Genomic DNA, 20,153 nt, shown 5'->3' with positions numbered 1-20,153 from the left:
ATCGCCCTTGGACTTCAGGCGAGGAATGAGCTTACTCGATTTATACGTCGGAGCTAGCCGCCAAACAGAAATATTTGGAGCTGAATTTACTCCTAAGCTAGTTTTTTTCAGCAAATAGCACAATTAATATCATATTGCTGATACTTTTAATCCAGACAATCTCCGACAACCTGAGAGAATCCAAATATAGCACACTCATCAGACACGTCTGAGAGTAGGGTGGTATCCCACAAAGCTTTAAGGAAAATCCCTAAAGCGCCATTAAAATCACGGGGTATTTCACGAACACAATTGGGGCATTTAAAAGTTTTAGAGCCACCCAACTTTTTATGAATATGACCACATTTTGTACAAGTTTTGGAGGTATATTCCTCAGTTACTCTAACCAATCTCGAACCGTAACGATTACAGAGATGCTCTAAGGTTTGTGAGAACTGATAGAAAGCCCAAGTCATCATTGCTCTTGCCGACTTAGAATTAAGTTGGCGACTTCCTCTTGCCACCATCTCAGAAGTCTCAAAGTGTGGCAAGTAAATGACATCGTAATTACGCGCCAAGTAACTTCCTACTTGTTTGTGAGCTTCTGAGCGCAAGTTTTTGATTTTAGTTCTTATTTTCTCCATTGCTTGCTTTAGTCGGTAACGCAATCGGGAAAATACCGAACCTTTCAATTGGTCACGCTTGGATTGAATTTTATCTAAATGCTGACACAATCTAGCAATTCGTCCCAAGTCATGTTTCCCAAATTCAGTGAAATAATTGCCATCAAACCCGGTCAAAAAACAGCGCAGTCCTGGAGCGAGTGCGATGGTCTTGCCACCATTTCTCGATGCTGGAACGTCCATCTCTACAGGCATATTCACAAACCAACGTCCTTTATTGTAAGTGACTTCTACAGCTTTGTCGTAATTGATTAAGCAAAAATCTTGCCCAGTCCAAAGAGGTTTTTCTAAACCATTGCTAGCGTTAGCCATGAGATGACCGTTCTTATAATCACCCGGGTCAAACTGAATGGTCTGTTTTTGGGCTCGAATCGACCTGAATTTGGCTAGTCTTAGTCCAGCTAAAGGATTGATTTTCGCCTTTTTCCCTTTACCTATGTGAGTTGGTTGTTTGTCAGTTTTCTTCCAAGCTGTATAAGCCTCGAAGAGGGCGTTATCTAAGCCATGAGCTATTCCTAGCTCTTTGCACCATTCAGGGATTATCTCGTAACCCAAAGTTTTACAGAAACTCCGAAATGCTTGCTTCCCAGAAGTTTTCAAAACTGGCTGATTAGTCTTTTTGTCAACAGTGTAATAGGTAAACTTTCCTTGATGTTGGTTGAGGTAATAAATTGCGTTATTGTAAACTTTGCGATTGGCATGAATTCTCAACATCCAGATTTTCTTGGTTTCCCCCTTTGGGTACACTCGGTAGGTCAGAGTCTTCAATGATTTGCTTTTTGTACTTTCTGAGTCCGTACAATCGACAACTGAAGACATGGATGATTGCGAGTATGTCTTGAACCCTTTCTCTTTCTGGACTAAGTGTGCAATTGTTGAGAACCAGAATTTTACATCCGCCCCGCTCCGCAAACCATGAGATAAGATCGAACCCGAATCGACACAATTTATCTTTTGAGGCAATGACAACCATTCCGATGTCGCCTGTGTAAATGTGTTCCAGTAGGGCGATAAGACCTTTCCGTTTGAAATTGAGGCCGCTCCCGATGTCTTGGATAATTTCACATCCGGGGTAGCGAGACAGAAGAAAGTCAGTCTGTCGTAGAAGGTCGGCTTTTTGACTTCGACTGCTAACTCTGGCGTAGAGGATGGTTGGTTTAGTAGATGGAATATTGACAACTGAGTCACAGTCGTATCGTCGCTGTCCTGATGGTGTGCTGTACGCTTTGATTTTCCCTTCTTTTTCCCACCGCTCAAGGGTTTTTGAACATACTCCAAGTCGTTGAATAGCAATTCTTGGTGGTACATATTTGGCCATATTAGGTTTATTTTACGTGAACCACTCTCTCCTACACCGATTATCTGACTTATTAGGGAAATGTCTAAGAAAATATCGTCCTAGGGATTACTCTACTCTATCTCAGTCATCGGCATATTCGGAGAGCGAGGATTTGGATATATTTGCAACCCTCTGGGATCGACAATCAAATCGAGCGTCTCCATCACAATAGCACCGAGTAAAGCATACTTTTTCCCAGGTTGGACGAGATCCCTTCAAACCAACCTTTCCTACCGCAGACTTCCACTTCCACCCCACCAACAATATCTCTTTGGGCCGTCTCCTCGTTAGCATACTTAACTATCTGCTTCCTAATCTTAGGGAAGTTAAACTGTGCAGCAGTTGATTCGGGCAAAACCAACATCGTTGCTCCTGTATCTACTTTTGCCTCCAGTTCCACTATCTCGCTGTCAGTCAAAAAATTTCTAATTTTTAAGGTAGTGTAGGTAATTCCCATCGCTGCTCACTTCTTGGTTTCTACTAGATTAACTGAAAATTGCCCGCCGATCGCCGAAAACCTTGTGGGCTAGGGGGCGCCAGGTCTTGACAAAAATCATTTAATATTGTAAGGATAACAGCAAATTCACAGACAGATGACAAGTTCCGTTCCCACGACCTCACCTCAGACCGCCACAGCATGGCCGGGATTCCTCACCACACAAAAACAAGTTACAATTACGTTAAGATTGATGAACATAAATAAAAATTCCCAAATCACAGGGACTAAAAATTAGGAGGATCGACCTCGGTGAATAAACGGTGGAGAAACGCTGGCCTGTACGCACTGCTGGCTATTGTAGTCATTGCCTTAGCAACGGCTTTTTTTGACAAACAGCCCCCAAGCCGCGAAGTTTGGAAGTACAGTCAATTCATTCAGGAAGTCGAAGGCAAGAGAGTAGACAAAATAAATATCAGTTCCGATCGCAGCAAAGCCCTGGTCACAGCCCAGGACGGCAACAAGGTACTCGTTAACCTGCCGAACGACCCCGAACTGATCAACATCCTGACCAAAAATAACGTAGATATTTCAGTTCTGCCCCAAAGCGACGAAGGCTTCTGGGTAAAAGCCCTCAGCAGCCTGTTCTTCCCGATCTTGCTCTTGGTGGGACTGTTTTTCCTGGTGCGGCGCGCCCAAAACGGGCCCGGCAACCAAGCCATGAACTTCGGCAAATCCAAAGCTAGAGTCCAAATGGAGCCGCAAACTCAGGTGACTTTCGGCGACGTGGCAGGCATCGAACAAGCCAAGCTAGAGCTCGCAGAAGTCGTGGACTTCCTGAAAAATGCAGACCGCTTCACCGCAGTCGGAGCAAAAATCCCCAAAGGCGTGCTGCTGGTAGGCCCTCCCGGAACTGGCAAAACCCTGCTGGCAAAAGCAGTGGCTGGAGAAGCAGGCGTTCCCTTCTTCTCGATTTCCGGTTCAGAATTTGTGGAAATGTTCGTGGGTGTCGGTGCTTCCCGCGTCCGCGACTTGTTTGAACAAGCTAAATCTAACGCTCCTTGTATCGTATTTATCGATGAAATTGACGCGGTAGGTCGCCAGCGGGGCGCTGGTTTGGGCGGTGGTAACGACGAACGGGAACAAACCCTGAACCAGTTGCTGACCGAAATGGACGGCTTTGAGGGCAATACTGGCATCATTCTGATTGCTGCCACGAACCGCCCCGATGTGCTCGATGCGGCGCTGCTGCGTCCGGGTCGCTTCGATCGCCAAGTTGTAGTCGATCGCCCCGACTTCGGAGGCCGCCTAGAAATTCTCAACGTTCACGCCCGCGGCAAAACTTTGTCGAAAGACGTGGATCTGGAAAAAATCGCCCGCCGGACACCCGGTTTCACAGGTGCGGATTTGTCCAACCTACTCAACGAAGCAGCAATTTTAGCCGCCCGTCGCAACTTGACCGAAGTCTCGATGGATGAAGTCAACGACGCGATCGACCGCGTGCTCGCTGGCCCAGAAAAGAAAGACCGCGTGATGAGCGAAAAGCGCAAAACTTTGGTAGCTTACCACGAAGCCGGTCACGCTTTAGTCGGCGCGCTGATGCCCGATTATGACCCCGTGCAGAAAATTAGCATTATCCCCCGCGGCCGCGCTGGCGGTTTGACTTGGTTCACACCCAGCGAAGATCGGATGGATTCTGGCTTGTATTCTCGGTCTTACTTGCAAAATCAAATGGCGGTAGCTTTGGGCGGCCGCATTGCTGAAGAAATTGTGTTCGGCGAAGAAGAAGTAACCACTGGCGCGTCGAACGACTTGCAGCAAGTGGCAAGAGTAGCGCGGCAAATGGTGACTCGCTTTGGAATGAGCGATCGGCTAGGCCCTGTAGCTCTCGGTCGCCAACAAGGCAATATGTTCATGGGTCGCGATATCATGGCTGAACGGGATTTCTCTGAAGAAACCGCAGCGACGATCGACGATGAAGTGCGTTTGTTGGTAGAACAAGCTTACCGTCGCGCTAAAGATGTACTCGTCGGCAACCGCCACGTCCTTAATGCTTTGGCAGATATGCTAGTTGAAAAGGAAACTGTGGATGCGGATGAATTGCAAAATTTGTTAGCTAATAGCGATGTGAAAATGGCGACGATCGCCTAATCAATTTTACAATTTAGATTTTGGATTTTAGATTAAATCTAAAATTTGAAATCAATAATTGGGGTGATTCTGGGATTGTCTGGAATCTCCCCGATTTTTTTGTGGGTTAAGTGCGATCGATTTTAGATTTTAAATTTGGGATTTTAGATTTAATCTAAAGAATGATATTATTTCCGGTCGCTTCGCCCGAAATCAGGTAGGGGCGGGTTCACCAATAATATCAGCCAATAATTGACAATCTCAAAAACCCGCCCGGCCGGGATATTATGGTCAATCGATCGGACATGATATCAGACATTCAGCATACCTTTTTCCAGCAGCTAGCGCTTAACTTCTTCCCAGGGAACTCTTGGTTCATCTTTTCTAGATTCAATAATCAGACAGTCGTAAACATCCTCCCAGATAAGCTGTCACGCATTTAAATTGCATATTCAGGGCGGGCGAGACGCCCAACCCCTACTCCCCACAAAGCTTAGATTATTTTTTGACATTCAATTAAAATGCACAACAGCTTATCGTCTGGGTACTGGAAGTCAAGCAGCACCACGACTTTTTAGCCTTGAGACTCAACTAATATCAAATCCGTTGGCATCGGAATTATTCATCTCTCTCTTCCCTTTCTCTGTATCCTCTGTGTCAAGAGCGGTTTCATCATTCCGATACAACAGGAATTGATATAAAAACTGAAAGTCTGTCGGTTCGCCGCATTCAGCCAGCACGTCAGCTCAAAAATCTCTGTGGTTTTTGAGGTCAACAATTGCAGCGGTTTTGTTGCCTAGATTGTCCGTTAAAAATTGAACGCCGTGCATATTGTAAATTGCCATATATCGAAGTTAGTAAGCTGTATTAAAATTATAGGCGAGTCAGAATGATATGAGTTTCAAATTTGGGATCGTTCCCAATTTAAAATCCTTCGACTGATCACGCCGAAGTCTAAAATCTAAAATCTAAAATCTAAAATCTAAAATTGTATGAATCATCAATCTTGGTTGACACAACTAAAAAAACACCGTGCAATCGCAGTTATCCGCTCCTCCGAAAAAGAACTCGCTCGGCAGATGGCCAAAGCGGTAGCAGCAGGAGGAATCCAGTTTATTGAAATTACTTGGAATACCCACAAAGCCGCTGAATTAATTGCCGAACTCCGCTCCGAATTCCCTACTTTTAGTATTGGTACTGGCACTTTATTAAACTTAGAACAGTTGCAGCAAGCAATAGACTGCGGCGCTCAGTTTCTGTTTACTCCCCACACCGATTTAGCTATGATTAAAACAGCAGTTGACGCCGGAGTGCCGATCGTCCCCGGTGCTTTTTCTCCCACGGAAATTGTGACCGCCTGGCAAGCAGGCGCTACCTGCGTTAAAGTGTTTCCGATATCGGCTTTGGGAGGCGCCGCCTACCTGAAAAGCCTGCAAGGCCCCCTGGGAAACATTCCTTTAATTCCCACTGGCGGGGTGACGCTGGAAAATGCGAAAGTATTTATTGACGCCGGGGCGATCGCGGTTGGTTTAGCCGGAGACTTATTTCCTAAACACTTAGTGGAAAATCGCGATTGGCGTGCGATCGTCCAAATTGCCCGAACTCTCACCCAAAACTTAACAACTTGTTAAGCCCTCTTTCCCAATCCAACATTTCAAATCTACAATCTAAAATAGGACAAGCAAATCTAAAATCTAAAATCTAAAATAGTACGAGGTGTGAGAAATGAACAGCATTATCAACTCAATTTACTTCCGCCGCGCTGGAACTTTCTGTGCCGGCTGCGCCCTAACAGTTGCTGCATTCTGCGGCGGTTCAATGACCGCATTTGCCAGCGAACAGCACAACATAATTGCCAATAAAATTATGCTGTTGCAGCAATCTAGCGAACGCTGGATTGAAATAGATTTGTCAAGACAAAGGTTAATAGCTTGGGAAGGAAATACACCCGTTTACGCGGTGATTATTTCCAGCGGCAAATCATCCACTCCTACCCGCACGGGAACCTTTGCCGTTGAAACCAAATACCGCGTTGCTAGAATGACTGGGCCGGACTACGACGTGCCCGACGTTCCCTATACAATGTATTACGACGGAGGCATGGCAATTCACGGCGCTTACTGGCACAATTTGTTTGGCAATCCCGTCACTCACGGCTGCACAAATGTAGCTGTCAATCACGCTAAATGGCTATTTGAATGGGCCTCGGTGGGAACACCCGTGGTGGTGCACAAATCTCAGGTTTAGGGAATTGGGAATTGGGTATGGGGCTGGGGCATAGTCGAACATTATTCAATCTGTTAGATGCCCGACTTCTTAAAAAAGTCGGGCATCTGCGTATTACATTTTTTTAGGTGTGCTTACTTTACTGCTGTTTTCAAGAACAATCCCAATTATATAAAACCTTACTAAAATCTAATTCTCTGAGTGCTGATTCATCAATAAAAAAGTTACCTACACCACTGTCTCCCCACATGATATTTACTGTCTCATTGCAATCGCTATCCATTTGGAATAGAAGAAGGTCTGGCTTTTGTTTTTGATCGGAGTTACTACTATATTTTCTTACGTCGTCTTGTGTAAAATAAGGATAACCACCTATTTTATGACCAAAGGAATGCGATATTTCTAGGTACTCATCCTCAATTTCAGGGTTCCTAAATAACTCATGGATTTCCGAGCCTAAAAGTTCGGTAAATTGGTAGTCAATGGTACTAATCGGCGCATATTTTTTAGTAAATTGCAAGCTGCAACAGCCCTGAACAGGAAAATATTCGGGTTCCGGCAAAAAATCATAATTGGTAATGATGTTTTCAACTTGGAGGTCTGGCTGAGGAAAATAGATTATTTTGAATCTGTCTTCGGCTGTGGGATTATCTACCTCGGTCCCATTGCCCAAATTTAAACCATATAGGTCATCGTCAGCTATATAAAACTGCAAAATTCCCCGATCGGGAAAACCATCTAAAGAGGGTACTTCAGAAAAGTTGATTTGTGCTAGCAAGAATAAATATTTACCGTCAGCAGCTTTTGGGTACTCAAAGCCTTTAGGTAAATAGGGCAATCCCCCAAATTTACTCTGCCACCAATTAACGTCATCATTATTCTGGATTTGAATTTCAATGTAAGGTTTAATGGTAGCTTCAATTCTCTCGCGATACTTTTCTAGTTCGGGAGAGAGTCGAAATTCTAGTTTATAATTCATCTGCTTTTAACAATTTGTTTTGAAGGTAATCCGTAGGGTGCGCCGAAGCGCACTTTACCTGTAAAGTCTATCCTTAACTTAGCTGCACCACGGGTTTATCCTCTAACAAAGTTTCATTGGTCAACAAATCTTCAACAGTAATACGCAAAAAGCGCTGTTCGTCAACGCGGAACAAAACTTTTATGCGATCGCTCCCCGGATACCCAGGCGGCATCAATTGCGCGATGCTGCGGGCTCCTTCTTTATCATTTAAGGGCTGTACCGATGTTTGGCCTGCGAGTTGGCGAGTAATTAGCCTGTCGCCGTCAAAATATATTTCCGTGCCGCCAGTTTCCGCTCCCAATTCGCCGATAATTAATTCTATACTTGGCTGACTTTCTAAAGAAGCTCCCAAGACTAATTCTACCGGTTCGCTCATCGGATAGGACTGGCCGGATTTGATTAAACTGTGCCAACTGTGGCAATTTTCGCGGCGGTTCCAGTAGCGAATTCCGTAACTGTGATAGAGAAAATCTTTGATTTCTATGCCTTGACTCAGTTGCAGAGCACCTTGGGCGATCGCCTCAAAGGGTTTGTCGCAGCGAATTTTTGCCGGCTCAAAATATTGCTGCACCCAACGCCCGACAGCGGGAATTTGGACAGTACCGCCAACTAGCAAAACTGCGTCGATATCCCCAATTTCTAAGCCTTGGCGCCGCGCTTGCTGCAATACTTGATTCATGCACTCGTCGAGTTTGTCAAAAAACTGATGTTCAGCGAGGATAGATTCAAAACGAGTTCGGTCTAATTCTAATTCGTAACTCTCAAAATTTTCATCATCAAAATAAACCTCAACCGCCTGATTGACTAAAGACAACTGAATCTTTAACCGTTCTGCCAATCTCGTTGTTATCGGAGATTTTGCCAGCCCTTTTGTTTGAACAAAATAGTCAACCAGCCAATTATCAATATCAGAACCGCCTAAATTTTGTCCGGCTTTAGCCAAAACCCGCGCAACTTTTGTTTTTTGCGCTGAAGATTCAGCTAATAACTTTTCGCCCCATTTGAGAATAAAACCGAGGGGCTTTTTGTTGGAGGAAGCGTCCAAACGTACTAAAGAAAGATCGAGAGTTCCGCCGCCGAAATCAATGACTAACAGATTTTCGCGATCGGCTAAACCGTAACCCAAAGCAGCCGCCGTAGGTTCGTCCAACATCCGCACCTGTTCTACTTGCAGAGATTGTGACACTTTGCCCAACCAATGGCGGTAAGCTTCAAAACTATCTACCGGCACAGTAAAAATCAAAGAATCTACGGGCAAGGGCAGTTGGCGAATTGAACTCACTATTTGACTCAAATACCACTCACCTACTTGTTCAAAAGTAATAAGTTGCCCGTCAAGTTCCGGCACAAAACCCTGAACAGAAGTGCCAATCCCCCGCTTAAAATTGCGAAAAAACCGAGAATCTCCACTCAAATCCAGGCCTTTGTCGCGGACTTGCTGACCGAGTATGACTTTACTTTGAGCAGCGTCCTCAACGTAGAGTAAACTGGGAATTAGGGGCGGATTTTGAGCCGAGATTGCCGACAATCCCGGTAATTTCAAAGTTTCGGGCTGCTGGAGGACTTGATTCCAGCGAGCGACGACGGTGTTGCTAGTTCCAAAGTCAATTGCGATCGTCATTCAGCCAAAATACACAGCTACTAGGGATTAGATTATATTATGGTATTTATAGCCGCAAATACAAACATAATATCATGACTCAATCCACTTTCTTTGAAACCGAGAACAAAGAGCCTGTACAGGGAATTACTGAAATTGCAGTATGCGGCTACAAGTCTATTTACGAAGAGTGCCAGATTGAAGTGCGATCGCTGACAATTCTAGCCGGTGCCAACAGTTCTGGTAAGTCTAGCATCATGCAGCCACTATTGCTGATGAAGCAAACGCTAGAAGCCCCTTACGACCCCGGTGGTTTGAAACTTGACGGGCCTAATGTTAAATTTACATCAGCAGAACAGGTATTGTCTAAACTCTCTCCCGAAAAATACAGGGATGAGTTTTCTCTCAGGCTGAATATAGATAAAGATAATTTTTTGCTCAACTTATTTAGAAAGCAGCCAAAGCACGGAATTAAAGTTGTTAGAGCGACTTACTGTATTCCTTATGACGGGGGTGAAATTATTACTATTCGGCCCGGAATGCAGCATCAAGATTTGGTAAAAATTATTCCTGAATATTTGGCGGAAAATTACAATTTATTCTTAGATAATATCGAGGGAAAACCGCCACTATGGAGTGTGAGTAATGTCCGATGTTTTCTAGACCTGCAACTTGGCGACAGTCAGTTTGATTCATCCTATTTGGCAATGAATTTCCCCAAACATATTCGCCGCATAGTCCACGTTCCGGGGTTGAGAGGCAATCCAGAACGCACCTACAATACCGCAGGAGTTGGCAGTGAATTTCCGGGATTTTTTGAAAATTATGTTGCTAGTATAGTTAATTACTGGCAAGAAAAAAAAGACGATCGACTAATAAAATTGAGTCAAGCTTTAGAGTTCTTAGGACTTAACTGGAAAGTTGAAGCCAGACAGATTAATGACGTACAAATTGAACTGCTAGTAGGTCGTTTATCCCGCAGCGGGAGTGCAAGCGATACTGTTAGTATTGCTGATGTTGGCTTGGGAGTATCGCAAACCTTGCCTGTTTTAGTTGCATTGCTTGTAGCAGAACCAGGACAATTAGTTTATCTAGAACAGCCGGAAATTCACTTGCATCCTCGCGCTCAAGTTGCTTTAGCAGAAATCTTAGTGGATTCTGCAAATAGAGGTGTGCGAGTAGTTCTAGAAACTCACAGCGAATTGCTGCTTTTAGCAGTTCAATCGTTAGTTGCCGAGGGTAAAATATTACCGGATTTAGTAAAACTTCACTGGTTTAAACGGCGCGACGATGGTGTTACAGAAGTCACCAGTGCCGATTTAGACGAGAAGGGATCTTTTGGAGATTGGCCTGAAGATTTGGGCGATGTTTCTTTGCATCTAGAAAACCGCTATTTGGATGCAGCTTTGTGGAAGCGTTAATATGGCAGATAAAGTTTCTAAACGCCTGGTAATAGATGCTTGTGTTGCGCGTGCTGCTGGTGGAGAAGATGCTACGGATCTCACATCGGTTAACTGTCGCAATTTTCTCAAAGCTGTCTTGGATATTTCTCACCGAGTTGTGATGACTCCAGATATTAAAGACGAGTGGAACAAACATCAATCAAAATCTGCTAGTATATGGCTGCGCCGGATGGTGGAAAAGAACAAACTATGTATCTGCGATATAGCGGTAGATGATGATTTGTGGTGTCAAGTTGAAGCGACCGCCGAGAGCCAAAGAAAGCGGGATATGATGGCTAAAGATTGGCGGTTAGTGGAAGCTGCAATCGCTACCGATATAACAGTAATTTCACTCGATAACAAAGTCAGAAAATGTTTTGCTAACGCAGCATTACAGGTTGATGAGCTTAAAGATATTATATGGGTAAACCCCGCCGAAATAGGAGAAAAAACCCTTGATTGGCTGCAAAATGGTGCTGAACCTGAAATAGAACGATCGCTCGGATTTCAGAAAGCACACAACTGAGTAGATTTAGAGTAATTCTGGGTTAGTAGGATCGCCCGTGCGATCGCCATTTTACCAATTTTTAGTTGCAACAAATAAGCGCCACTTTTATAAGCGGCACAAAACTCATACCATTTTAGATTTTAGATTAAACACTTGGGAATGGCTGACGGCATAAGGGTTTGGAATTTGGGCATACAGTTGCATTGTTTCTTGAAAGTGGTATAATCTGTCCGCCGCCACCAAGCTTTTTCCTTTGCTCTCAATCCAATTTTTTAAGGAAGCGTGCAAAATGCTGGATATGGGCGATCGCAAAACAGCACTATTGGCTCTAACACTACTTGTCCCTGCGGCTAGTATTGGTATCATAGCAGCCTTGTATATTGCCCTTGGAAGCTGGGGACAAACACTGTCAGTCTTTTGTCAAGTTTGGTTGCTAGTTTGTCCGATCGCGTGGTCTGTTTTTGTCGATCGCAAAAAGCTCAGTTTATCCCTGCCCAAGCCCCAAGAATTGCTGGCTGGATCTATTTGGGGAATATTCATGTTTGCGGTAATTCTGGGTATCTATAGCCTTTTTGGCCAGCACTGGATCGATCCTGTAGTTGCTAAAGAAAAATCGGATCAATTAGGTATTAGCAGCCCTACTATTTACTTGATTGTAGAAGCATATTTTGTGCTAGTTAACTCACTGATAGAAGAATTTACTTGGCGGTGGTTTGTGTGCAACAAGTGCCAGATTCTCATACCGGGAACAAAAGCAATATTTCTGAGCTCGCTATTTTTCACGCTCCACCACATTTTTGTAATAGCAGCTTACAGCGACTGGCCGGCTGTTCTCTTAGGTTCCTTAGCTGTCTTCACAGCCGGGATAATTTGGTCGCACTCTTATCTAACTTACCGCTCGCTGTGGTCGAGTTATATCAGCCACGCGATCGCAGATTTGGCCTTGGCAATTATTGGTTGGCAAATCCTCTTTAACTAGCTGCTTTTTCAGCGACTATCGTCGGCAATTATACAGTAAAAATTGACACTTTTCCCAACTCGTTCTCCCGACTAATATCTCTCCCCATCATCTGACAGAATTTCTGGGCGATTGCCCATCCCAAACCCGTACCGCCGTATCGGCGAGTAGTAGACTCGTCCGCTTGCCTAAAAGCTTGAAATACTCTCTCAATTTGCTCTGTATTCATTCCAATTCCAGTATCGCTGACTGTGAAACTAATCCATTCTTCAGCAGCCGGAATATCCGAACTGGGTTCTTGACTGATGCTGTGCAATAATCTAACCTTCATATCTTCCCAAAGGAAGATGCTTTGCGTTCAGGCATCTGCTTTTAATTCTAGATTTGGTTTTGCTTGCGATCGCATAATTTTAGCTGCATAAAAACAGGCCAACCTATCGCTACCAGCATCGGCGGCCGGGACCCCAAAAGCACACCGATTGTCATCTGGAATTGTAAACTTAGGAAAAATGATGCTTTCATAACATGAAATTTTTTGTAGGCGAAATCGTTTGATACATACCACGAAGCTGCTGCTACTGCTTAGGAGTCAAGGTTTGCACGATATAGGCCGATCCCCCTTGAATATTCCTTTGATCTTTATAGGGTCATTGGATAATTTGCTGCTCAAGTTTTGTTACGGTAATTACTTAGACAGGAATTGGGCAGGAACGCTACATATACTCTGCCCCGCAGTGGCAGTCTCTTTTGGGAATTTTTTCAGGCGCTCGCCTTTTATTAACAAATTTAAAACTCAGCCAGCTAATTAAATTTATATCGGTGAAACTCTATGTTCTGTAGCACGATTGGGCAACCTATTTTTTCAAACAGTGGACGCCTCAAGCAGGTTTTTTCAGGAACATACGACAAGTGAGGGCGAGGGATATCGCTTGAAAAACAGGGTTTCTCCCCTCATTCGCACGTCCACGACGGTGATTCGCGCGATCGCGCCCCTGCAGGGATCTGAGAAAACCACCATCTCTGAATCTTGACAAAATAGGATATTGTGTCACGCAATGCCGACTGCACAGTTACCAAAAAATCACAGCCACTGATTGGTATTTAGATTTCTTAGTTCAATGGGGCAATCAACATTCTCAAGGTAAGAATTCCCCTCTTGAATCGAGTATAAAATTTTGCCAAAGGCGATGTCAATCTACTGCATATTGTTGTTAATGCTACCTTTATTCCCCACATTAAAAGTTGGCTGATATTCGGTTTCCCGTACATCCCTGTCTGTTGGATAGTAAATGATGTTATCTTTAACAGAGGGTGTTGTCTAGCTTGGTGTTTGTCGCGAACAAAGCTCCTATTTGATGAGGGATCTATCTTCAGAAGGAAATTTCGCTGCTCGGCAACTTATCCCTATAGGAACTGTTTGGCGATCACATCAATCGTTATTATCAATGCAATGACAGTGAAGTTTTGGCAGATAGATGTTGGGGTGTTGCGAACAGTCGATCGGTTGGATTCTATGTAAACACCAGGAAAGCGGTAATTAATATTCACCCGCCCCCCTTTCCTTTTGGGCTCTAACATCAGCGCTGGTAGCAGCGCCGAAAGCGAGTTAAAGTCGTCAGCGGGACTTAAAAATGAAAATCACCTTTGTTCTTCCTACTCTGTCTCTGACTGGTGGAATACGAGTAATATCTATTTTCGCCGAACTTTTGAGAAAGCGAGGACACTCCGTGTTCGTTATCTCTGTACCCCGTCCCCAGCCGAGTATGCGCCAGCAAGTCAAGTCGCTGTTGCGGGGAGGGGGTTGGATTTCCCCACCTGAAAACGAACCCTCATTTTTCGATAACTTAGGTGTAGAACACAAAATTACCGATCGCTACCGCCCGGTAGAAGACAAAGATGTACCTGACGCTGACGTAGTAGTTGCCACCTGGTGGGAAACCGCCGAGTGGGTAGCCAAACTCTCTCCCAGCAAAGGAGCAAAAGCTTATTTTATCCAGCACCACGAAGTTTTTGACTATCTACCTCAAGGAAGAGTAGAAGCAACTTGGATGCTGCCCCTGCACAAAATTACGATCTCAGAGTGGTTAGTTGAGCTAGCTCGGACTAAATACGGCGATAGCAAAGTTTCCTTAGCTCCTCCTACCGTGGACACCAAGCAATTTTACGCCTGTCCTCGCAACAAACAATCGGTTCCTACAGTTGGCCTAATGTACTCTACAATCTACTGGAAAGGAACCGACATCGCCCTCAAAGCTTTTTCCCTAGCGGCCGAAAACATCCCCAACCTGCGTCTGGTTGCCTTCGGTACAGGGGCCCCATCCTCGGAATTGCCCTTACCGGCCAATGCCGAGTATGTAATTCAACCCGACCAAGACAAAATCAAAGACTATTACAGCAAATGCGATGCTTGGCTGCTGGCGAGCCGCTCAGAAGGCTTCGGCTTGCCAATTATCGAAGCGATGGCGTGCCGCACTCCCGTCATCAGTACCCCAGCAGGTGCTGCTCCTGAAATTTTGAGCGGCGGTACTGGCATACTTGTAAGACCAGAAGATCCCGAAGAAATGGCCAAAGCCATAGAGTCTATCTGTCAGTTGCCAAATTCCAAGTGGCAAGCCATGTCGGACGCCGCCTATGCCAAGGTGAACAATTATACTTGGGAAGATGCCACGGATCATTTTGAAGCGGCATTGAAAGTTGCTGTAGACAAATCTAAGCAGCGCGAGGTTAACATAGTTTCCTGTTCTCCCTACTACGATGTAACCCAAGGAAAAATTCCGGTTGGATGCTAAGTGCCGCGCGGCCATTTGAAATTCGGCGCTACGGGCGTTTTCGGCGCCGGATTCTGGGGAGAAACTCAATATCGTTTGGTGGGGTGCTTTTGCCACAACTAAAATCCCCTGTGTCCTATTTTCTACGCAGCAGTCTCGACACGAGTTCTGACCGCAGCGACGAGGGAGGGAATACTGGTTATAAATTGATCTGCCAAAATCTAAACCAGAGGGCAACGGAGGTTTTAAGGCTGGCTCCGTTACAGGTTAAACTTGTCTTGTCGTCAAACATCTGCCCATTTGTAATTTGGAAAAGTCCCTGACGACAAAGTAAGATCGGCTTGACTCTCGAGTTACGATCCCTCCTGCAGAGATCCGCACCCCCCACAAAAGCCAAACAGAGGCTGGTAAGTGCGAAGTTTTTGTTATGGAGGAGTTTTAACCAGTATCAATCTTCAGCATCTACTCATGAAAATTACTTTTGTCCTTCCTACCCTTGGTCTTACAGGTGGCATGAGGGTGTTATCTATTTACACAGAACTGCTGCAAAAGCGAGGACACAAAATATTTATCGTCTCTCAACCCCCGTGGCAACCGGCTTTGATCCAACAATTGCGCTCGTTGCTGAGGGGTAGGGGTTGGGAGTCCCCTCCCAAGACACCAAAGTCTCACTTTGATAAAGTGGAGGTCGAAAGTCGAGTTCTCGAAACCAACCGTCCAATTACCGACCTGGACGTACCTGATGCCGATATTGTCATGGCTACTTGGTGGGAAACTGCCGAGTGGGTGGCAAAATTCTCTCCCAGCAAAGGAACGAAAGTATATTTTCTCCAACACTACGAGGCTTTTGACTACATACCAAAAGGTCGAGTAGAGGCAACTTGGCGGCTGCCGATGCACAAAATCGCTGTGGCCCAGTGGCTGGCCGACATAGCTCGGAATGAATACGGCGATTTGTCTGTATCTCTCGTCCCTCCTACGGTGGACACCAAACAGTTTTACGACCCCCACTCGCGAGCGAAGCAGCCGCGAGGCAAGCAATTAGTTCCCACAGTCGGGATGTACTATACTACAACTCCTTGGAAAGGCTGCGTTCTGGCCCTGAAAGCTTTCTCTATAGCTGCTGAAAAAATTCCTAACCTTCGTTTAGTTGCCTTTGGTTCCGGCCATACTCCTCCTCCCAATTTTCTGCCTCCGGGTACTGAGTATAATAAAGAACCTAGTCAAGACCAACTAAAAGAATTTTACAGCAAATGCGATGCTTGGCTGTTTTCCAGCAGCTCCGAAGGCTTCGGCTTGCCAATTTTAGAAGCGATGGCTTGCGGCACTCCAGTCATCGGCACTCCTGCTGGTGCGGCTCCGGAACTACTTGCTGGCGGGGGTGGCATACTTGTCAAGCCAGAAGACCCAGAGGATATGGCAAAAGCGATCGAGCAGATTTGTCAGTTGCCTGATGCCGAATGGCGCGCCATGTCCGAGACTGCTTTGGAAACTGTGATAAATTATACTTGGGAAGATGCAACTAATCTCTTCGAGGCGGCACTATACACTGCTTTGGAACGTCAAGCACAATTAACGAACAAGACGTAAAACTGAGGTTGATTTAAAAGATTGGGATTGGGCGATCGTTTAAGCGAGAATTTTGATCCGGCAATTTGAGTTGTCTTTCTACAATTTTACTGCCAAAAAATACCTATGGTTGCATTAATCCCACTTGCTATGTTCGGCTTTATTCCAGTCGTTTTTTACCTGTTTTTGAGGTTTCCGCCTCTGCGGGCGGTAATTATAAGTTTTGTGGTAGGGTGGCTGTTTTTGCCGCAAGCTTCTTATCCTATCCCCTTATTGCCAGCGTATACTAAAATCTCCGCAGCTTGCTACGGCATTTTGCTGGGGACTCTTATCTACGATACTACGCGCATCACCTCTTTTAAGCCGGGTTGGCTGGACGTGCCAATGGTAATTTACTGTTTGTGTCCAATTGTTTCACAAGTTAGTAATGGTGGCAGCCCGATTTCTCCGACTGTCAACCAAATCGTTACTTGGGGTCTGCCTTATTTTTTAGGACGTTTGTATGTGGGTAATTTAGAGGGGCTGCGACAATTGGCGATCGGGATTTTTGCGGGTGGGTTGGCCTACATTCCTTTTACTTTATTTGAAGGGGTTATGGGCCCAACGACGCACCAACTCGTTTACGGCGTCAATGCCTTTAACGACTGGGGTCAAGCAAGGCGTATGGGGGGGTGGAGACCGGTAGTATTTATGCAGCACGGTTTGATGGTGGGTCTGTGGATGATGACAGCAGCCTTAATTGCTGTTTGGCTCTGGCAAACTGGGACGCTCAAAAAGTTTCAGGGTCGCAACATCAAGACTTTGGCAATTATATTAACTATCGCTTTTTTCCTGTGCCGTTCTACTGGCGCCTACAGTTTATTTGGAATAGCGTTGCTCATATTATTCTCGGCCAAGTGGTTTCGCACCTCTTTGCCCTTGCTATTCATAATTGGATATATAGTGTTTTATCTGTACATAGCTGCATCCGGCCAATTTTCGAGCAAAGAGGTAGTTGAGTTCATCACTCAAATATTTGGCGAAGAACGAGCCGGATCTCTGAAGTTTAGATTTGACATGGAAGAGATATTGGGGGAAAAAGCGCGGCAAAGATTTCTTTTTGGCTGGGGGGATGCCGGCGGAAACCGCGTGTACGACGGGTACGGTAAAGATATCTCGGTCACCGACAGCTTATGGATTATTGCATTTGGCGTCAACGGTGCAGTCGGTTTAGTTAGTTTATTTTCTTCATTGTTACTTCCTGTTATCGTCTTTTGCGTGTTCAAGTATCCCGCCAGAACCTGGTCTAATCCCAAAGTAGCCCCCGCTGCCGCCCTGGGAGTAGCCTTAACTATGTACGTGTTTGACTGTGTTTTGAACGCTATGACTAACCCGATTTTTGCGATGATTGCTGGAGGAATATCCGGTCTGGTCTTAAAAGCTCCAGAAAGTCTTAAGACCAAAAAAACCAGTTCGCCACCAAGAAGACAGTCGCTGGTTCACCAAAAATCAGGATGATTTTCAGGAATGCGATCGCGGCTTCGCTCAAAGCTTGAAAATATCTTGCATTCGCTGAATACAAAAACTAAAAAATCTACCCTTTTTGTATCCAATCAAGTTCGGAAGTTGCGAGATATTTCTCACTCGGCTAAAATTTTAATCTCATAAACTATTTTTTACCTTCATTGGCCGTGCTTCAACAAGTATGAGCACGGGATGGCTTTTTATTGAAACTGTGTTGCGATTTGTCAGCAAAAATGGGCTTCATACACTTTTTGCTAAAACGAGCTGATTCTTTACACAATCTTTAAAAATCCTGACTGCACAGGTAGGGTGTACAAGGATATACTTAGAAAAGTATGTTCACTGAAGCGCCCAAGTAGCTAAAACACGAAACTGTCTTGTGGGTTATAATAGTTTGAGTTGTAGTTTAATATAAAGCTGGAAGGGAATAATACATGAAAACAGTTAATTTATTGAATGTATCGATAGATAACTTGTCAATAACAGAGTTGTTTGAAAAACTCGACTGCGAAGGTGGGGTCGTATTTACACCCAATGTAGACCACTTGATTAAGTTGCAGTATGACCGCGACTTCTATGAAGCTTACAATACATCTACTTATAGAGTCTGCGACAGTCAAATATTGATGTATGCCTCCAACTTTTTGGGTACTCCTCTCAAAGAAAAGATTTCTGGTTCGGATTTGTTTCCGGCATTTTATATGTATCACAAAGATAACGAGAAGATTAAAATATTTTTGCTAGGAGCTGCTGAAGGTATTGCTAGGAAAGCTCAGGAAAAAATTAACCAAAAAATTGGTAGAGAAATAGTGGTTGAAGCACTTTCTCCTTCTTTTGGCTTTGAAAAAAATGAGGAAGAATGTGAAACAATAATTGACGCGATCAATAAATCAGGAGCGACTGTTCTGGCTATCGGAGTGGGAGCGCCCAAGCAAGAGAAGTGGCTGGTTAAATACAGGAGCAAATTAACACACGTCAAAATTTTCTTAGCCGTAGGTGCAACCATTGATTTTGAAGCTGGTTGCAAAGCCAGAGCTCCCAAATGGATGAGCGAAGTCGGCATAGAATGGGCGTACAGACTGTTAAGTGAACCGAGAAGGTTGTGGAAAAGATATTTGATTGAAGGTCTGCCTTTTTTCCGATTAATCTTAGAACAAAAATTAGGGTTTTATAAAATGCCTTTCATGGAGAGCAAAACCAGCCAGCTCGAATGGAAAGGTGGCTCCTAAAATGGTGAGCCACAAATCTCTAGCGTAAATTAAGCTGAGTATCGGAGAAAGTGGGTTTGACTTCAAGGTAAGACTGATGCAATCTCTGGAGAGTCCGATCGCACTTTCTCTCAAAATAATTCCTTTTTGCTTTCAAGTCCAGGTAAAATCGGAAAGAAACCTTTTGTGGAAAATCCTAATTAGGGATGCAACCGATGAATCTGCCTTCTTTCTTGTGGTTGTGGAAAATAGCGGCTTGGTCAATGGGTGTTTCGCTGTTGGCTTACCTGTTGCTAGCCGTTACTGGAACGTGGATGTTTGCCGCTAGGAGTACGAAACAACCGCGCCCAAAATGGCTGCGTCCCTTTCATTTAGCCACTGGTGCGGGGATGGCGACTTTGGTAATTTTACTGCTGGGAATTGGTGTAGTCGGTACGCTAGGATACTACGGCAATTTGGGTCACTCGGCTCATTTACCGGCGGGGTTAGCTGTTGTGGCTTTGGTGTTGGTTTCTGTTGGAAGCGGGCTGCAAATTGGCCCTAAACATCCTTGGGCGCGTCCCCTCCACATCGGCACTAATTTAGCTTTGTTTGGGGGATTTGTGACTGTGTTGCTCACAGGATGGACGATCGTACAAAAGTATTTGCCGAAAGTTTGAAACCTGTCTATTTGACCTCAAACTATACCAAATGTGCCAGGGAAAACATATACAGCACTTCCGGATGTTATGAGGTACAGTAGCAGCAATTAGTAAACCAGTTTTTGAGATGTTTCGGATTAAT

General features: G+C 44.8%; 17 protein-coding genes. 11 read left to right on the top strand and 6 right to left on the bottom strand.

Annotated features, from left to right (window positions below; genetic code table 11):
• Window positions 1-146: 146 nt before the first annotated feature.
• The 3 genes from QUB08_RS20430 to QUB08_RS20420 all read right to left on the bottom strand — a co-directional run bounded on the left by QUB08_RS20430 (window position 147) and on the right by QUB08_RS20420 (window position 2,458).
• Window positions 147-1,376 carry a transposase gene (locus tag QUB08_RS20430; RefSeq protein ID WP_333226561.1) on the bottom strand — a complete coding sequence of 410 codons (1,230 nt, stop codon included), beginning with the start codon at window positions 1,374-1,376 and terminating at the stop codon, window positions 147-149.
• Window positions 1,339-1,980, bottom strand: a complete 642-nt coding sequence (locus QUB08_RS20425) for an IS607 family transposase (protein ID WP_333226559.1) — start codon at window positions 1,978-1,980, stop codon at window positions 1,339-1,341. Before QUB08_RS20425 ends, QUB08_RS20430 begins: the two co-directional genes overlap by 38 nt.
• Window positions 1,981-2,164: 184 nt before the next feature.
• Window positions 2,165-2,458, bottom strand: a complete 294-nt coding sequence (locus QUB08_RS20420; RefSeq protein WP_333152570.1) for a hypothetical protein — start codon at window positions 2,456-2,458, stop codon at window positions 2,165-2,167.
• Window positions 2,459-2,749: 291 nt separating this feature from the next.
• On the opposite strand from QUB08_RS20420, the gene ftsH3 reads away from it, so the two are divergent.
• From ftsH3 to QUB08_RS20405, 3 genes are all read left to right on the top strand, one after another.
• Window positions 2,750-4,588, top strand: a complete 1,839-nt coding sequence (gene ftsH3, locus QUB08_RS20415; RefSeq protein ID WP_006633639.1) for an ATP-dependent zinc metalloprotease FtsH3 — start codon at window positions 2,750-2,752, stop codon at window positions 4,586-4,588.
• 971 nt (window positions 4,589-5,559) lie between these two features.
• A complete protein-coding gene (locus tag QUB08_RS20410; RefSeq protein WP_333226557.1) occupies window positions 5,560-6,198 on the top strand; it encodes a bifunctional 4-hydroxy-2-oxoglutarate aldolase/2-dehydro-3-deoxy-phosphogluconate aldolase in 639 nt (212 codons plus the stop codon).
• Between the two features lie 94 nt (window positions 6,199-6,292).
• Complete coding sequence (locus tag QUB08_RS20405; protein ID WP_333226555.1) at window positions 6,293-6,814, top strand: L,D-transpeptidase; 522 nt, start codon at window positions 6,293-6,295, stop codon at window positions 6,812-6,814.
• Window positions 6,815-6,944: 130 nt separating this feature from the next.
• Here QUB08_RS20405 and QUB08_RS20400 read toward each other — a convergent pair whose 3' ends face one another.
• Window positions 6,945-7,772, bottom strand: coding sequence for a DUF1963 domain-containing protein (locus QUB08_RS20400; protein ID WP_333226553.1), 828 nt, complete (start codon window positions 7,770-7,772; stop codon window positions 6,945-6,947).
• A 73-nt stretch (window positions 7,773-7,845) separates the two neighbouring features.
• Window positions 7,846-9,435 (bottom strand): Hsp70 family protein, encoded by a 1,590-nt coding sequence (locus tag QUB08_RS20395; protein WP_333226551.1) that lies wholly within the window; start codon window positions 9,433-9,435, stop codon window positions 7,846-7,848.
• A gap of 74 nt (window positions 9,436-9,509) precedes the next feature.
• Here QUB08_RS20395 and QUB08_RS20390 point away from each other — a divergent pair, with 74 nt between their 5' ends.
• From QUB08_RS20390 to QUB08_RS20380, 3 genes are all read left to right on the top strand, one after another.
• Window positions 9,510-10,835, top strand: coding sequence for an AAA family ATPase (locus QUB08_RS20390; RefSeq protein WP_333226550.1), 1,326 nt, complete (start codon window positions 9,510-9,512; stop codon window positions 10,833-10,835).
• 1 nt (window position 10,836) lies between these two features.
• Window positions 10,837-11,382, top strand: a complete 546-nt coding sequence (locus QUB08_RS20385) for a hypothetical protein (protein ID WP_333226548.1) — start codon at window positions 10,837-10,839, stop codon at window positions 11,380-11,382.
• 235 nt (window positions 11,383-11,617) lie between these two features.
• Window positions 11,618-12,343, top strand: coding sequence for a type II CAAX endopeptidase family protein (locus QUB08_RS20380; protein WP_333226546.1), 726 nt, complete (start codon window positions 11,618-11,620; stop codon window positions 12,341-12,343).
• Between the two features lie 28 nt (window positions 12,344-12,371).
• On the opposite strand, the gene QUB08_RS20375 is transcribed toward QUB08_RS20380, so the two are convergent.
• Window positions 12,372-12,653 carry an ATP-binding protein gene (locus tag QUB08_RS20375; RefSeq protein WP_333226545.1) on the bottom strand — a complete coding sequence of 94 codons (282 nt, stop codon included), beginning with the start codon at window positions 12,651-12,653 and terminating at the stop codon, window positions 12,372-12,374.
• A gap of 1,300 nt (window positions 12,654-13,953) precedes the next feature.
• Here QUB08_RS20375 and QUB08_RS20370 point away from each other — a divergent pair.
• The 5 genes from QUB08_RS20370 (at window position 13,954) to QUB08_RS20350 (ending at window position 20,029) form a co-directional block, all read left to right on the top strand.
• Window positions 13,954-15,111, top strand: a complete 1,158-nt coding sequence (locus QUB08_RS20370; RefSeq protein WP_333226543.1) for a glycosyltransferase family 4 protein — start codon at window positions 13,954-13,956, stop codon at window positions 15,109-15,111.
• A gap of 447 nt (window positions 15,112-15,558) precedes the next feature.
• The gene (locus QUB08_RS20365; RefSeq protein ID WP_333226540.1) at window positions 15,559-16,680 is read left to right on the top strand and encodes a glycosyltransferase family 4 protein; all 1,122 of its coding nucleotides are present in this window, start codon (window positions 15,559-15,561) and stop codon (window positions 16,678-16,680) included.
• A gap of 105 nt (window positions 16,681-16,785) precedes the next feature.
• Complete coding sequence (locus QUB08_RS20360; RefSeq protein WP_333226538.1) at window positions 16,786-18,156, top strand: O-antigen ligase domain-containing protein; 1,371 nt, start codon at window positions 16,786-16,788, stop codon at window positions 18,154-18,156.
• 440 nt (window positions 18,157-18,596) lie between these two features.
• Window positions 18,597-19,391, top strand: coding sequence for a WecB/TagA/CpsF family glycosyltransferase (locus tag QUB08_RS20355; RefSeq protein ID WP_333226536.1), 795 nt, complete (start codon window positions 18,597-18,599; stop codon window positions 19,389-19,391).
• A 194-nt stretch (window positions 19,392-19,585) separates the two neighbouring features.
• On the top strand, window positions 19,586-20,029 hold the full coding sequence (locus QUB08_RS20350) for a DUF4079 domain-containing protein (RefSeq protein ID WP_333067855.1): 444 nt from the start codon (window positions 19,586-19,588) through the stop codon (window positions 20,027-20,029).
• Window positions 20,030-20,153 lie beyond the last annotated feature (124 nt).

The organism is Microcoleus sp. BR0-C5, from assembly GCF_036705045.1.
GTDB lineage: Bacteria > Cyanobacteriota > Cyanobacteriia > Cyanobacteriales > Microcoleaceae > Microcoleus.
The sequence above is the reverse complement of the archived record's forward strand: the minus strand, read 5'-3'. Positions and strand labels throughout refer to the sequence as shown.